The organism is Inhella inkyongensis (genome assembly GCF_005952805.1).
GTDB lineage: Bacteria > Pseudomonadota > Gammaproteobacteria > Burkholderiales > Burkholderiaceae_C > Inhella > Inhella inkyongensis.
This window is the reverse complement of record NZ_CP040709.1, coordinates 2,082,921-2,096,556: the sequence shown is the minus strand read 5'-3', so window position 1 is coordinate 2,096,556 and position 13,636 is coordinate 2,082,921. Positions and strand designations below refer to the sequence as shown.

Sequence of the window (13,636 nt, the reverse complement as noted above, 5' to 3'; positions counted from 1 at the left end):
AGGCTGCAAGAATGCGCGGCTTTTCGGCCTCCGCCCGACGGTGGTCCCAACAAAATCAAGGAGAAGAACAATGCGAGCCCTTCAATCGCTGCTGCTGTGTTCCATGGCTTTGAGCGTCTCACCCTTGTGGGCGCAGAACGCGGTGCCGCTGGACGCTGCCAAGCACCCCTGGAGCACGCCGGCTCCTCGTGGACTCAAGGCTGCACACTTCACCAACATCAGTGACGGGGCCCGCATCGAGACGCCCTTTCTGCTGAAGTTCGGCCTCACCGGCATGGGCCTGGCCCCCATCACCAAGGAACAAAAGGGCACCGGCCACCACCATCTGCTGATCAATCGGGAGCTGCCGCTGGATCTGACCCAGCCCCTGCCCTTTAACGACCAATACATCCACTTCGGCAAGGGACAGATGGAGAGCGTGCTGACGCTCAAGCCGGGCGATTACACCCTTCGGCTGGTGCTGGCCGACCACCGCCATGTGCCTCACTTCGTGTACAGCAAGCCGCTGCGGGTCAAGGTCACCGCGCACCATGCCGATGTGCCACCCGACAGCCTGGGACAGGCGGGCGTTTCTCTCTGGCTTCCCAAGGCCGAGGTGGCGCCGGGCATCCCGGTGCAAGTGCTCTTCCATGCCAGCAAGCTGAACGTGTCGCACCATGCCCTGCAGTCCACAGGCACCGGCCACTTTCGCTTGACGCTCAAAGACGGAGCCGGCCGCAGCGAATCGATGGACTTCCGCGAAGGACAGACCGAAGCATGGCTCAAGCCGCCGCGCGGCCAGTATCAACTGCGAGTGGATTTCATGGACAACGTCGAACCGGGCCGGGTCCTGCACAGCAGCTCACCGGTGACCCTCAAGGTCGGCGCCTGATCGCAGGGCACGTCATGCAACTCGCCACCTGGAACGTCAATTCCCTGGCCGTGCGCCTGCCCCAACTGCTGGAGTGGTTGGTCGGCAACCCGTTTGACGCCTTGGTCCTGCAGGAGACCAAGCTCACCGACGACAAGTTCCCGCGCGCAGAGATCGAGGCCGCCGGCTACCAGGTCAGCTTCTTTGGGCAGAAGACCTATAACGGTGTGGCCCTGCTGAGCCGCGCCGCGCACAGCGAGGTGGTCTTCAACATCCCCGGCTTTGCCGATGAGCAGGCGCGCGTGATTGCCGCCACGGTCGGCGGCATCCGTGTTGTGGGGGGCTACTTCCCCAATGGACAGGCGCCCGGAAGCGACAAGTTCGCCTACAAGATGGGCTGGCTGCAGGCTCTGCAGGACTGGCTGCGCCAAGAGCTGACCGCCCACCCGCAATTGGTGCTGATGGGCGACTTCAATATCACCCCAGAAGATCGCGACGTCTACGATCCCATCGCCTGGTACGGCCAGATTCACTGCACACCCGAGGAACGCGCTCATTTCCGAGCGCTGCTGGACCTGGGCCTGGTGGACGCCTTCCGCCTGTTTGAGCAGCCCCCCAAGAGCTGGAGCTGGTGGGACTACCGCAACCTGGCCTTCCGCAAGAACCAGGGCCTGCGCATCGACCACATCCTGGTGAGCACCGGCCTGAAAGATCGCGTACAGGCCTGCGTGATTGACAAGGCGCCGCGCAAAAACGAGCGCCCCAGCGATCACGCCCCCGTCGTCGTCACCTTGAAAGACTGAAACCATGAACACCCAAGCCGAGGACACCCTGACGCAATGGCTGGCAGCCGAAGAAGCGGTGCGTCAGCGCCAGCGCGCCCACGCCCAGCCCACCTTTGGCGAACCCCTGAAGCCCGAGCAGGTGCAGCATCTGACCGGCCTGCAAGCCTTGCAGGCCATGCTGGCCGGCGAATTGCCGGCGCCGCCCATCGCGCACACCCTGGACTACCTGCTGATCGAGGTCGCCGAGGGCCAGGCCGTCTTCCAGGGTGAACCGCTTTGGCACCACTACAACCCCATGGGCGGTGTGCATGGCGGCTGGTTTGCCACCTTGCTGGACTCGGCCCTGGGCTGCGCGGTCCACACCACCATGGGTGTGGGCGAGCGCTACACGACGCTGGAGTTCAAGCTCAATTTGGTGCGTGCGCTGCGCGAGGGAGAGCCCCAACGGGTGCGTGCCATCGGTCGGGTGCGCCACCGGGGCCGCCAGATGGCCACGGCCGAGGCCGATCTGGTCGGACCCGATGGCAAGCTCTACGCACACGCCAGCACCAGCTGTCTGGTGATACCGGCTGCCTAAGGCAACGCTGAACAAGTCCCTGCGGGCGCGCCGCGACTTTTCGGGATGCTTGGCCAAGGCGCGAGCCGCAGCTCAGGCTGGTGGCCTGAGCAAGGCTTGCAACGCCGGCCAGCGCCCGAAAAGTCGATGGCCCGCAAGGGTTTGCGCGATAACCGGCCGGCTCGGTCGTTGGCGCACTCGGCTGTCGGGCCACCAGCCCGACCTTCGCGCGCCGCCTACGATCCGGCCGGTTCTCGCGCAAACGCGTCCCGCGAGGACTTGTTCAGCGTTGCCCTAAGGTGTTACTGCGCCGCCAACCGGCGCGCGCAAGTGCCGTCCTCTTCGCTGCAGAACGAGGCCACCAGGGCCTCGTCGACCGCCTGACCCGGCAAGGGCAGTTCCTCATTCGTCCAGCGCTTGACCAGACTGCCGTTGGCCTCGCCCACCTGGATGGGCCGCAGATAGGCACGGCGGTGCTGCATGCTGCGGCCCTCACCGGTGTAGCTGGGTCCATTGGCCACCAGACGGCTTTCGCCCATGGACCAAGGCTCCACATAGGCATTGGCCAGCGCGTCCACGCGGCGGAAGTAGGCACGGGCCTCTTCGGCGGCCAATTTGCGCCGCACGGTGCGGTTCATGAGGCCCTGCAGCGCATCCAGTTCGGCATCACTCGGCGTTGCCGCCTGCGCCAGGCGTTCCTGCCAGGGCCCAAAGCGCTCGGGCTCGGCAATGTCGGCCGGCAGGGCCTGCAGCATGGCCCGCACCACCGCATGGTGGGGCGCCACCGCGGTGGCCACGCCGCGCTCCACTTGTTGGTGCGGACAGCGGATTTCCACCAGGCGCGGCTTTTGCGGGCTGCTGCAGCCATCGTGGTGGTAGTACTCGCCCTGGCTCAGCCGCCCCTTGCTGGAGCGGCCGCGCACGTCCCGGTAGCTTGGGTGCTCCGTCCTCACGTTCAGGCAGACCACCAATCCGGTCTGGTCCACCACCTGCAAAAAGGCCTCACGCCACTGGGGCGCGAGCAGTTGCTCATGCAAATAGTCCTCGCTGCCCGATGAGGGCTCGCCAGGGCCTTCAATCACCAACACAAAGGGCTTGGGGCGGCGGACGCGCCATTCCCGGTCGGCAAAGGTCCAGATCTCAGAAGTTGAATGCGCAGGCATGGGCGCATTTTCGCTGCGGGTTCAGGAGTGGATGCCCTCGGGGTGCTGCTGGCCGGCATCGCCGATCTCATCCCACTCCGCCCGGGAATCGACCCAGATGTGGTGCGCCACGCGCAGGCCCACAGTCTGTTCATCCAACGCACCCGCGGGAATGAACATGCGTTCGGCGTCATTCGATCCTGGCAGGCGTGCGCCGCAATGGCGGCAGAACCAGGTCTGCCAATCTGCACCGGGCTTGCGCCAGGTGGCAACTTGGTCTTCGCCCTGCAACCAACGGAATTGCGCATTGGGCAGCACCAAAACGGCGACTCCATTGCTGCCACTGGAGCGTCGACAGATCGAGCAATGGCAAACATAGACATCCGGCCGCGTGACCTCGATGGCAAAACGCACCGCGCCACAACTGCATCCACCTTCCAACATGGCTGCTCTCCCAAGTAAACCCGGTCCCGCCCACGCGCTGGCGCCCCTACCATCGCGGCGCCTGAACTGGAGCTCGCATGGCCTCACCCTTCCGCCCCGCCCTGGACCTGCTGGCAATGTACGCGGCCTATCACCGCGACCGCCGCAACATCGCCACGCACTTTGTCGGCATTCCGCTGATCGTCTATGCCGTGGCCGTGCTGATGGCCCGACCGGTGTGGGAGCTCGGTGGCGTGATGCTGGCGCCCATTCACGGCCTATTGCTGCTCACCACCCTGTGGTACCTGACCCGTGGCGAGTTCGTGTTGGGCGTGGCCACCAGCGCTGTTAATGCCCTGCTGGCCTGGGCTGCGCTGCCGCTGGGGGCCTTGCCCACCGCCGAGTGGCTGGCCTGGGGCCTGGGCCTCTTTGTGCTGGGCTGGGTGATCCAGTTCGTTGGCCACAAGTACGAGGGGCGCAAGCCCGCCTTTGTGGACGACTTGGTAGGCTTGCTGGTCGGCCCCATGTTCGTGGTGGCCGAAGCCCTGTTCGCGCTGGGATGGGGCAAGCCGCTGTTGACCGCCATTGAAATGAGGGTAGGGCCCACCCGCTCGGCCGCCTGAGATCACTCAGAATCGCTCCCTTTTGAATCGGGGCCCAGCCCCAAGGGAGCGAACGATGAACACCCCCATCAAGGCCGGCGTGGCCGTGGCCGCACTGGCGGCCCTTTGGGCCGCAGGCACCGCCTACAGCGGCAAGCAGTTGCAAACCGAGCTGCTGGCGCAAGCCGAGGGCTGGAAGGCCCAGGCCAACAGCCCGCTGCGCGTGACGCAGATCGACTACCAAAAGGGCTTTGCCAGCTCCACCCGCACCCTGCACGTCCAGTTCGGTTGCATGAACAACGCCGAAGGCAGCCCCGAGCCGCTGAAGCTGACCTGGCGCGACCGCATCCAGCACGGCCCCCTGCCCGGCTTTGGCGCCCCTGGCGCAGCGCGCATCGAAAGCGAGCTGCTGCTGAGCGAGGCCCAGGCCCAGGCCCTCAAGAAACTCACCGGCTTGGACAGCCTGCCCATCGCCCTGAGTACCTTGGTGGGCTTTGGCGGCAACACCGACACCCGCATTAGCGTCCCGGCCTTCTCACTGCAGCCCGACGCCAACAGCCAGTTCCACCTCAAGGGTCTGCAAGCGCGTGTGCAACTGGCCCGCGACGGCAGCGCGCACTTCGAAGGCGACCTGCCGGGCTACGAGCTCCATTCAGCCCAGGGCGGCGTGAAGGTGCTGGTCAAGGACGCGCACTTTGAAAGCGCCGGACTGGCCCCGCTGTGGTGGGCGTTGACCGGCAAGGGTCAAGGCCGCATTGGTCAGATCAGCCTGCAGGGCACGGGCGCCGATGGCAAGCCAAGCACCCTGTTCTCGATCGACGGCCTGACCTACACCCAAGATGGCCAGATCAAGGACCAGCTTTACAGCGCGCAGATGCAGTTGCAGGGCAAGGGTCAGGTCGGCGGCATGGCGCTGGACGCGGTGTCCATGAAGATGCGCATGGAGCGCCTGCACACCGCGCCCTATCTGGCCCTGGTGCAAGCCGCCATGACCCAAGGCTGCGCGGTGGGGGACGACCCCAAGGCGCAGTTGGAGGCACTGACCGCCCCGCTGCTGCAACTACTGCCCCACAACCCGCTGATGAGCGTCGATGAGATCAAGCTCAGCCTGGGTGGCAAGAGTGCCCAGTTCAGCTACAGCGTGGGCACCCAAGGCGTGACGGCCGATGACCTGAAGGCACCGGCCATGGCGCCCGTGCTGATGAAGAAGGCCGTGTTCAAGATGGGCGCCCAAACCAGTGCCGAGTTCATTCAGCAATTGGCCAAGGCCAGCGGCAAGGAATTGCCACCCGAGGCACTGGCGCAGCAGATCGAGATGGCCGTGAACCAGGGCTTTGTGCAGCGCCAGGGCGATAAATTGGCGGCCGAGGTGGAGTGGAAGGCCGGCGCGATGCTGCTCAACGGCAAGCCGATGCCGCTGCCGGGTCTGAGCCAGCCGCAGCCACAGCCCGAACTGGAAGCGGCGCCCGCGCCGCAGTAACTCAGAGCCGTTCGATCACGGTGGCGGTGCCCATGCCGCCGCCGACGCACAGCGTGATGCAGGCCAGGCGCTGATCGCGCCGCTCCAGCTCATCCAGCGCCATGCCCACCAGCATGGCGCCGGTGGCGCCCAGGGGGTGGCCCAGCGCAATCGCCCCGCCGTTCACATTGACCCGCTCGGGGTCGATGTCCAGGGCCCGCATCGTCTGCAGGGGCACGGTGGCAAAGGCTTCGTTGATTTCCCACAGATCGATGTCGGCGGCGCGCAGCCCGGCCCGCGCCAGGGCCTTTTGAACGGCCGGTGCCGGCCCCGTGAGCATCAAGGTCGGCTCGCTGCCCACCGACGCCAGCGCGCGAATGCGCGCCCTGGGCCGCAAGCCGGCGCGCTGACCGCCGGCCTCAGAGCCCACCAGCAGCAGCGCGGCGCCATCGACGATGGCCGAGCTGTTGCCGGCATGGTGCAAGTGCTGGATCGCCCCGACCTCGGGGTAGCGCAGCAGTGCCCGTGCATCCAGCCCGGCCTCTCCCATCTTCTGAAATGAAGGGCGCAGCCCCCCCAGTGCCTCCAGCGAGGCATCGGGCCGCACGGCCTCATCGGTGGCCAACAGCAGCTGACCCTGTTCGTCATGCACCGGCACCAGGCTGCGTGCAAAACGCCCCTCAAGCTGGGCCTGGGCAGCCCGCTGGTGTGAGCGCAGGGCCCAGGCGTCGAGTTGCTCGCGGCTGAAACCCTCGCGGGTGGCGATCAGATCGGCGCTGATGCCCTGGGGCACAAAACCCAGCTCGCGAATGGCCCGCTCATCCAGTAGCCAGGCGCCACCATCACTGCCCATGGGCACGCGGCTCATGCTCTCTACGCCACCGGCCACCACCAATTGCTCGCCGCTGCCACAGGCCACCTTGGCGGCCGCAAGGTTCAGGGCCTCCAGCCCGGAGGCGCAAAAGCGCGACAGCGTGAGCGCCGGCACCTGCTGCGCCCAGCCCGCATCCAGCACCGCCGTGCGGGCAATGCAGCCGCCCTGCTCGGCCGTCTGCGTCACGCAGCCCAGCAGCACGTCGTCGACCAGGGCGGTGTCCAAGGCCCGGCGTTGGGCCAAGGCCTTCAGCACCGTACGCGCCAGCCACAGCGGAGTGACCGCGTTCAGCGCGCCGCCCTTGCCGCGACCGCGCGGGGTCCTCAGGGCATCAAAAAGATAGGCGTCCATTCAGACAATCCTCACATCGACCTTGAGGCCAGCTCTTTCATGATCTCGTTGGTCCCGCCATAGATGCGCGCCACACGGGCATCGGCCCACAGCTCGGCCACCGGGTACTCCAGCATGTAGCCATAGCCGCCGTGCAGCTGCAGGCACTCGTCCAGCAGCTGACAGGCCAGATCGGTGGTCCAGGCCTTGAGCAAGGCGGCGCGGGCGGCGTCGAGCTCGCCCTTCATATGGGCCAGGATGGCAGCATCGACGGTGGCGCGCGCCGCCAGCAGCTGGGCCTGAACCTCGGCCAGCTTGAAGCGGGTGTTCTGGAACTCCCACACCGACTTGCCAAAGGCGCGGCGCTCCTTGGTGTACTTCAGCGCCTCGGTCAGCCCGCGCTCCATGCCACCCACGGCCTGCACGGCGATCAAGAGCCGCTCCTGGGGCAGCTCCTGCATCAGCTGGAAAAAGCCCTGCCCCTCTTTGCCTTGCTCACCGCCCAGCAGGTTGTCTACCGGCACGCGCACCTCGTCGAAGAACAGCTCTGAGGTGTCCTGGGCGTGCATGCCGATCTTTTCCAGATTGCGCCCGCGCTTGAAGCCCGGCAGCAAATTGCCCTGGGCGTCTTCCACCTCTACGACCAGGAGGCTCACGCCCTTGGCACCCTGGCTGGGGTCGGTCTTGCACACCACCACGATCAGATTGGCGTTCTGGCCGTTGGTGATGAAGGTCTTGGAGCCGCTCAGCAAATAGTGGTCGCCGACTCTTCTTGCATGGGTTCGCACGCCCTGCAGGTCCGAACCGGCGCCTGGTTCGGTCATGGCGATGGCGCCGATCAGCTCCCCCGTGGCCATGCGCGGCAGCCAGCGCTGCTTCTGCGCCTCGCTGCCATGGTGCAGGATGTAGGGCGCGACGATGATGGAGTGCAGCCCGCCGCCAAAGCCGGAGATGTTGGCCTTGGACTGCTCCAGGGCCAGCACGACCTCGTGGCCAAAGTCGCCCCCGCCGCCGCCATAGGCTTCGGGCATGGCGGCGCACAAGAAGCCTTGCGCGCCAGCCTCTCGCCACGTCGAGCGCGGCATGCAGCCGGCTGCCCGCCATTCGGCCTGATGCGGCACCCAGCGCTCGGAATAGAAGCGCGCTGCGGCGTCAGCCAGGAGCTGGTGCTCCTCGCTCTGCCAGGGGGAGGGGAAGAGCGGGAGCATCGGTCAGACCTCTTAGTCGAAGTTCAGGGTGCGCACGCCCTCGGCGGCGCCGATCAAGGCCACCCGGGCCCGGTGACGGGCAAAGATGCCCACCGTCACCACCCCCGGCCATTGGCTGATCTCGGCTTCAAAAGCCAGCGGATCGGTGATCGCCAGCCCACGCACATCCAGGATGTGCTGGCCGTTGTCCGTCACACAGCCCGCGCGCAGGCTGGCCTGACCGCCCAACTCGGCAAAACGGCGGATGAGCTTGGGAGCGGCCATGGGGATGACCTCCACCGGCAGCGGAAAGCGCCCCAGCACCTCCACGCACTTGCTGGCGTCCGCAATGCAGACGAAGCGGTCGGCCAGATCGGCGACGATCTTCTCGCGGGTGAGTGCCGCGCCACCGCCTTTGATCATGTGGCCCTTGGGGTCGATCTCGTCGGCGCCGTCGATATAGGTCGAGAGCCGCTCCACGGCAGCGGCTTCCAGCACCGTGATGCCCGCCGCGCGCAGGGCCTGGGTCGAGCGCTCGGAGCTACTGACCGCACCGGCCAGCGGGATGCCACTGGCGGCCAGGGCGGCGATGAAAAGGTCCACCGTCGAGCCGGTGCCGACGCCCAGCACCGAGCCGGGCTCCACGTAGGCCAGCGCCGCTTGCGCGACCTGGCGTTTGAGTTCGTTTTGGTGTGCGGTTTTGTCCATGGGGCGGCATTGTGGGGGCTGAGACGGGCGATTTTGGCGAGCCGCCCTGGGCCTGCGCTGTCCACTCCAAGCGCCACTCCTGCTCGATCTGGGCGAGTCGGCCAGACTGGATCAACTGATTCAAGCCAGTTTCGAACTGGGCTCGGCGCTTCGCCCCCTCGGGATGGCTGCGTGAAAACACGGTGTAGGACTCGGTCACAGCAGCCGCCCCCACGGCGCGAAAACGTCCTCGCAACTCCGGATAGCGCGCGAGCAGCACGGCCACATTGGCCTCGACCGCCATCACATAGTCCACGCGGCCGCGCAAGAGCATGCGAAAGCTGTTCTCGTCCCGCAAGCCGACCACGCGCACGATGCGCGGATTGCCGTCGAAATCGGGGCCGTACTCATAGCCGTGGGTCACTCCGACACGCCGCCCCTCCAGGTCGACGGGCCGCAGCCCCGTCTGTTTGGAAGCCGCCAAGGCATAGATGCTGGACTGCACGCGAAACATCGCCGGGCTGTGCCAAAGATAGTCGGCCTCCAGGCCGGCATGGCGCAGGGTGTTGAAGCAGGCCACCAACTGGCCCGCCTTGGTGCGCGCCATGCAGCGCGCATAGGGCATGACCTCAAAACGCACCCCGACCCCGACCTGCTCAAAAGCGGCCCGCACCAGGGTCGGGGTCAGCCCGCGCAACTCGCCGTCCACCACGCCGGCATAGGGATACCAATCGTCCTCGGCGCCAATCACCACTTCATCGGCTGCGACCCCGAGTGGAAGCCAGACGCCCAACAAGATGGCCCAGAGCAAACGCAAGCCGCACCCCCGGGCCCGCGCCGGCGAGCCCTGCGGCTTGATTGTCCTCAGGCCGTCTGCGCGAAATGCCCGTGGAAACCCAGTGGCGCCCAGTAAGGCAACCACACCGTGGCCAAGGGGCCGGCCGAAATGGCCTCGGCGTCGAAGATGGTGCAAAAGGTCTTTTGGCGCCGGCTGTCAAAGCCCGTGCCCACCAGCCAGCCCTGCCCTTCGCGTCGAGTGCCGGGCTTGGGCACCAGCAATTGCTCCTCCACCATCACCCCAGGGCCGAAATCGAAGCGCTCGGTCAGCCCGCGCGCCAGGTCCAGGCTCAGCAGCGCGCCATGGCCCCAGGTCGCGGCGCGCGCCTCCGGGTAGTAGACGTAGCGGTTGCGCCGCGCCACCACGCGCGGATCGACCTGCGGGAACTCCACTTGCTCGCTGCGGCGTTCGATGTCGACACGGCGGCGAATCAGGTCGATCTGCAACAGGCGTGGGTGGGACGCCGCCAGCTCTGGCGAGGCCTGCCCTTGCAACATGCGGTTGAACTCGCCGCTCAGGAAGCGCTGATGGTCGGTGTGCACATAGTCCAGCCGGATCACGCCCTGGCCGTCGTCCCACGCATTGCCAATGTGGAACAGCAATTCCGCCGGCATCTCGAGCTGTGCCTTGATGCTGAGATCGGCCTTGTCGATCACCACCACCCGGTTGGCGCCCCCCTCCTGCCAGCGCATCGCCCCCACGAAGGAGCGGCCCGCCTTCAGAGCCTCGCGGTCCAAGGCCAGCGGCGGAAGCAGGAAGACGATGAAGTGCTCGGTGACCGCGAAGTCGTGCACCATGGGGGCGCCGGGAAGGTCCAGGACGGCGCTGCGTTGCAGTTGCCCGTCGGCGCCAATCTGGTAGAGCGCCAACTTGCCCATGAAGGTGCCGAAGTTCCACAGCGTGCCCGCATGGGGCCCCTGGAGCTCACGCTTGGGATGGGCGCTGAAGGGCATGCCCTTGAGCTCGGGCGCCCAGGCTTTGGGGCCCAGGGTGTGCAGGCTGTCGGGATCCAGCTCATAGGCCGAGCCGCCTTCCCACAACGCATACAGCTTGCCGCCTTGGAGCATGACGCTGGTGTTGGCGGTGTTGACGTCGTCCGATGCTCTCAGCGGCCGCTTGGCCCTTAACGCCGTGCCGAAGGCCGGCAACAGAAACTCGCCAGCGTCCTGTTCCAGTTCGAACTTGCGCGTGCGAACAAAGCGGGCTTGATGGCTCACCCCTTGCGGGCCGAAGCGCCAAGCCTGCAGCAATCCGTCGCCATCGAACCAGTGCGCGTAGCGCTGCCCGCCGCGTTCAAACAGACCCGGGCCATTGCGATAGAGGGTGCCGCGCAGCCCGGCCGGGATACGGCCCTGCACGCGCAGGCCCTCGGCCAGGCGATCTTGGCCCTCCAGCCACCCGCGCAGCGGTTGCAATTCCGGCACCGTGCCAAAGGGGCCGGTGTAAGGCGCATCGGGAAGGGGCTGAGCGGCACCTGCGCGAGCCAAGCCCGCCGCGGCCAAGCCCCCACCGAGCAACAAATGACGACGACTGAGCATGGTGCGGACTCCGGCTCAGTTCAGGGTCAGCTTGGCCTTGGTGACGCCGGTCACTGTGATCTTGGCGGCCTCGAAGTTGGGCGGGCCGAAGCTGCCGGCGGCGTCGCGGCTGAAGCCATAGGGTTCCACCGGCATGCCCATGGCGTTTTTGTCCATGCGGCCGTTGCCATTGAGGTCCTGCAGCGCGCTGATGGCCACCACCGCGCCTTCGGGCAGGTCGGCCAAGGTCACGGTCACGCTGCCGGCCTCGGCCTTGGCGCGGGCGCCGGTCAAAGGCGCGCCACGCAGCCAGACTTCGGCGCGATCGTAGACAGCGATCAGCAGATGGCCTTCGGCGGCCTTGATGCCCTCGATCGTCAGTTCCAGGCTGGCCGCCTGGGCCGTGCCCGAGCCCAGGGCGGCGGCAAGCATCAGGGAGCGAGTGAGCGGGTGCTTGAACATGTCAGATTCCATCGGTGAGGTTGCGATGGACGGCATGTTCCCGGCGCCCGCTTGCCCCCACCAGGGCGCTGCGACCGACGGGGCTGGTGCGGCGCGAACGGTGCGCAGGTGGCGGCAGCCGGGCGCTTACTGACGCGTCAGAGCCAGCACCGCCCCGCCTTGCTTAAGCGTGACGCTCAGGGCCTTGTCGGGCTCGGCCGAGAAACTCAGCCGCGCATCCACCTCCACCACCTGCAGCTCGCGGGCCGACTGGGCCGTGAGCGACACCACCGGCTGACCCGGCACTTGACCTTTGAGTCGCCCCTGCTCATCCAGGAAGATGCGCATGCGGATCTGCGCTCCGACGTACTCCCCCACCAGGGCCTGCAGTTCGGCAGGCTTCAGCGCCACAGCGAGCTGTTGGGGCAGCTCTGCCACTTTGGCCCAGCGGTCGGCTTGGCCCTCGGCATCGGGGTAGTAGGCCAGGGTCGCCCCTTGGGCGCTGCGCTCGATCTGAGCCTGCGCCACCGACCCCTCAAAGGCGAAGCGGTCGCCGCCCAGCGGCGTGAGCTTGATGGGGCGCGAGCCCGTGCGCGTGCTGGTGAGCACACCGTCGATCACGCGCAAGGTCCGGCTGAGCTTGCCACCGTCGGCGGAATAGACGCCCTCGTAGGCCTGCAGCGCACCCGAATCCAGCTTCACGGGTCGGATCGCGGGATAGGGCTTGCCCAGGGCCTTGGCGGCCAGCTTGCGGGCGATCAGGTCCAGACTCAGGCCCGCGCTATCGCTGTTGGAGAGCAGGGCCACGGTCAGCTGCGCCTCCGGCTGGTAAACCAGCAGAGTCGAAAAACCATGAATACCGCCCCCGTGCTGCAGCATCAACTGACCGCGCAGGCTGTCGGTGCCAATGCCAAAGCCATATCGCGCGCCCTGCGCCGCTCCCTCGGGCGTGACCATGCGCTGATAGCTGGCCGGCTGCAGCAGCTTGCCGCCGTGCAGGGCCTGATTCCAGCGCCACAGCGACTCCACATTGCCCACCAAGGCACCGGCCGCATGCGGCTGCGTCATGCTGACCAGACCGGCCGTGGCCAATTCACCCGACTCGCCGCGCGAGTAGCCCTGGGCCTGACCGGCAATCAAGCCCTGCTCGCCGGGGTAGCGCACGTCCACGCGCTGGGGCTTGAGCAACGCGGCGTCCAGGGTCTGATGCCAGGACTTGCCGCTCAGGGCTTCGATCACCGCCCCCACCAGCACATAACCGCTGTTGTTGTAGCGGTACTGCTGGCCGGGGGCGAAATCCACCGGCAGGTCCTTGAAGACTTTCACCAATTCCGCCGTGCTCAGCTGGGCGCGAATGGGGTTGACCATATAGCCCGCAATGCCGGTGTAGCTCTTGACGCCCGAGCTGTGGTTGAGCAACTGCGCCAAGGTGATGGCCTGGCCATTGGGGTAATCGGGCAGGAACTTGCTTAAGCGGTCATCCAGGCTGGCCTTGCCTTCGTCGATGAGCTTGAGCAAGGTGGCGGCCGCAAATTGCTTGGTGATGGAGCCCAGGCGCATGCGGTGTTCGGGCTTGAGTGGCACGCCCAGCTCCACCGAGGCCATGCCCCGAGCGCCCTGATAGAGCAGCTTGTCGCCTTGCGCCACCAGCAGGGTCAACCCCGGTCCGTCTTTCTTGATGCCCTGTTCGTCGAGCAATTGCTCGGCATAGGCCGACAGAGTCTGGGCCGGAGCCGCCAGGGCCGGGCTCAGGAGTACGGGGCTGAGAGCCAGGAACAGGGCATGGGGGAGGAAACGCGACATGGCGGGGTCCGATGAGAAGGAGGAAAAGCCGCGCATGCTGCCCAAAGGGGCCGCACGGAACCAATTCCAGCCGATGGGCCGGAGCGCGGCAGGTCTGAAATGCCGAGGCAGCCGACGAAGGGGGCATCGTTTGGGCCAGAAT

14 protein-coding genes are annotated in these 13,636 nt (G+C 66.7%); 5 read left to right on the top strand and 9 right to left on the bottom strand.

Annotated features, from left to right (window positions below):
* Positions 1-70: 70 nt before the first annotated feature.
* Genes FF090_RS09975 through FF090_RS09965 form a run of 3 tightly spaced genes read left to right on the top strand, consistent with a single transcriptional unit; the run spans position 71 to position 2,212 of the window.
* Positions 71-871 carry a DUF4399 domain-containing protein gene (locus tag FF090_RS09975; protein ID WP_175423608.1) on the top strand — a complete coding sequence of 267 codons (801 nt, stop codon included), beginning with the start codon at positions 71-73 and terminating at the stop codon, positions 869-871.
* 14 nt (positions 872-885) lie between these two features.
* Positions 886-1,653 (top strand): exodeoxyribonuclease III, encoded by a 768-nt coding sequence (xth, locus tag FF090_RS09970; protein WP_138856578.1) that lies wholly within the window; start codon positions 886-888, stop codon positions 1,651-1,653.
* Positions 1,654-1,657: 4 nt separating this feature from the next.
* Complete coding sequence (locus FF090_RS09965; RefSeq protein WP_138856577.1) at positions 1,658-2,212, top strand: PaaI family thioesterase; 555 nt, start codon at positions 1,658-1,660, stop codon at positions 2,210-2,212.
* A 281-nt stretch (positions 2,213-2,493) separates the two neighbouring features.
* Here FF090_RS09965 and FF090_RS09960 read toward each other — a convergent pair whose 3' ends face one another.
* Positions 2,494-3,354: a hypothetical protein gene (locus FF090_RS09960; protein WP_138856576.1), complete on the bottom strand. Its 861-nt coding sequence runs from the start codon at positions 3,352-3,354 to the stop codon at positions 2,494-2,496.
* Positions 3,355-3,375: 21 nt separating this feature from the next.
* Positions 3,376-3,777, bottom strand: a complete 402-nt coding sequence (locus tag FF090_RS09955) for a GFA family protein (RefSeq protein WP_138856575.1) — start codon at positions 3,775-3,777, stop codon at positions 3,376-3,378.
* A 77-nt stretch (positions 3,778-3,854) separates the two neighbouring features.
* On the opposite strand from FF090_RS09955, the gene FF090_RS09950 reads away from it, so the two are divergent.
* Positions 3,855-4,379 (top strand): Mpo1 family 2-hydroxy fatty acid dioxygenase, encoded by a 525-nt coding sequence (locus FF090_RS09950; RefSeq protein ID WP_138856574.1) that lies wholly within the window; start codon positions 3,855-3,857, stop codon positions 4,377-4,379.
* A 55-nt stretch (positions 4,380-4,434) separates the two neighbouring features.
* Positions 4,435-5,838 (top strand): YdgA family protein, encoded by a 1,404-nt coding sequence (locus tag FF090_RS09945; protein WP_138856573.1) that lies wholly within the window; start codon positions 4,435-4,437, stop codon positions 5,836-5,838.
* Between the two features lies 1 nt (position 5,839).
* Here the strand turns inward: FF090_RS09945 and FF090_RS09940 are convergent, their stop codons facing one another.
* From FF090_RS09940 to FF090_RS09910, 7 genes are all read right to left on the bottom strand, one after another.
* On the bottom strand, positions 5,840-7,042 hold the full coding sequence (locus FF090_RS09940) for an acetyl-CoA C-acetyltransferase (RefSeq protein WP_138856572.1): 1,203 nt from the start codon (positions 7,040-7,042) through the stop codon (positions 5,840-5,842).
* Between the two features lie 11 nt (positions 7,043-7,053).
* On the bottom strand, positions 7,054-8,229 hold the full coding sequence (locus tag FF090_RS09935; protein ID WP_138856571.1) for an acyl-CoA dehydrogenase family protein: 1,176 nt from the start codon (positions 8,227-8,229) through the stop codon (positions 7,054-7,056).
* A gap of 12 nt (positions 8,230-8,241) precedes the next feature.
* Positions 8,242-8,853 carry a ribose-5-phosphate isomerase RpiA gene (gene rpiA / locus FF090_RS09930; RefSeq protein WP_246071565.1) on the bottom strand — a complete coding sequence of 204 codons (612 nt, stop codon included), beginning with the start codon at positions 8,851-8,853 and terminating at the stop codon, positions 8,242-8,244.
* Positions 8,750-9,712 carry a substrate-binding periplasmic protein gene (locus FF090_RS19570; protein WP_246071378.1) on the bottom strand — a complete coding sequence of 321 codons (963 nt, stop codon included), beginning with the start codon at positions 9,710-9,712 and terminating at the stop codon, positions 8,750-8,752. The genes rpiA and FF090_RS19570 overlap by 104 nt, the downstream gene beginning before the upstream one ends.
* Positions 9,713-9,759: 47 nt before the next feature.
* Complete coding sequence (locus FF090_RS09920; protein WP_138856568.1) at positions 9,760-11,271, bottom strand: carotenoid oxygenase family protein; 1,512 nt, start codon at positions 11,269-11,271, stop codon at positions 9,760-9,762.
* Between the two features lie 15 nt (positions 11,272-11,286).
* A complete protein-coding gene (locus FF090_RS09915) occupies positions 11,287-11,712 on the bottom strand; it encodes a DUF2141 domain-containing protein (RefSeq protein WP_175423607.1) in 426 nt (141 codons plus the stop codon).
* A 126-nt stretch (positions 11,713-11,838) separates the two neighbouring features.
* The gene (locus tag FF090_RS09910) at positions 11,839-13,494 is read right to left on the bottom strand and encodes a serine hydrolase domain-containing protein (protein WP_175423606.1); all 1,656 of its coding nucleotides are present in this window, start codon (positions 13,492-13,494) and stop codon (positions 11,839-11,841) included.
* Positions 13,495-13,636 lie beyond the last annotated feature (142 nt).

Coding starts and splice junctions, on each gene's coding strand:
- FF090_RS09940 (WP_138856572.1), bottom strand. CDS start 7,042: ATGGACGCCTATCTTTTTGATGCCCTGAGGACCCCGCGCGGTCGCGGC.
- FF090_RS09915 (WP_175423607.1), bottom strand. CDS start 11,712: ATGTTCAAGCACCCGCTCACTCGCTCCCTGATGCTTGCCGCCGCCCTG.
- FF090_RS09975 (WP_175423608.1), top strand. CDS start 71: ATGCGAGCCCTTCAATCGCTGCTGCTGTGTTCCATGGCTTTGAGCGTC.
- FF090_RS09965 (WP_138856577.1), top strand. CDS start 1,658: ATGAACACCCAAGCCGAGGACACCCTGACGCAATGGCTGGCAGCCGAA.
- FF090_RS09910 (WP_175423606.1), bottom strand. CDS start 13,494: ATGTCGCGTTTCCTCCCCCATGCCCTGTTCCTGGCTCTCAGCCCCGTA.
- xth (WP_138856578.1), top strand. CDS start 886: ATGCAACTCGCCACCTGGAACGTCAATTCCCTGGCCGTGCGCCTGCCC.
- FF090_RS09935 (WP_138856571.1), bottom strand. CDS start 8,229: ATGCTCCCGCTCTTCCCCTCCCCCTGGCAGAGCGAGGAGCACCAGCTC.
- FF090_RS09945 (WP_138856573.1), top strand. CDS start 4,435: ATGAACACCCCCATCAAGGCCGGCGTGGCCGTGGCCGCACTGGCGGCC.
- FF090_RS09955 (WP_138856575.1), bottom strand. CDS start 3,777: ATGTTGGAAGGTGGATGCAGTTGTGGCGCGGTGCGTTTTGCCATCGAG.
- FF090_RS09960 (WP_138856576.1), bottom strand. CDS start 3,354: ATGCCTGCGCATTCAACTTCTGAGATCTGGACCTTTGCCGACCGGGAA.
- FF090_RS09920 (WP_138856568.1), bottom strand. CDS start 11,271: ATGCTCAGTCGTCGTCATTTGTTGCTCGGTGGGGGCTTGGCCGCGGCG.
- FF090_RS09950 (WP_138856574.1), top strand. CDS start 3,855: ATGGCCTCACCCTTCCGCCCCGCCCTGGACCTGCTGGCAATGTACGCG.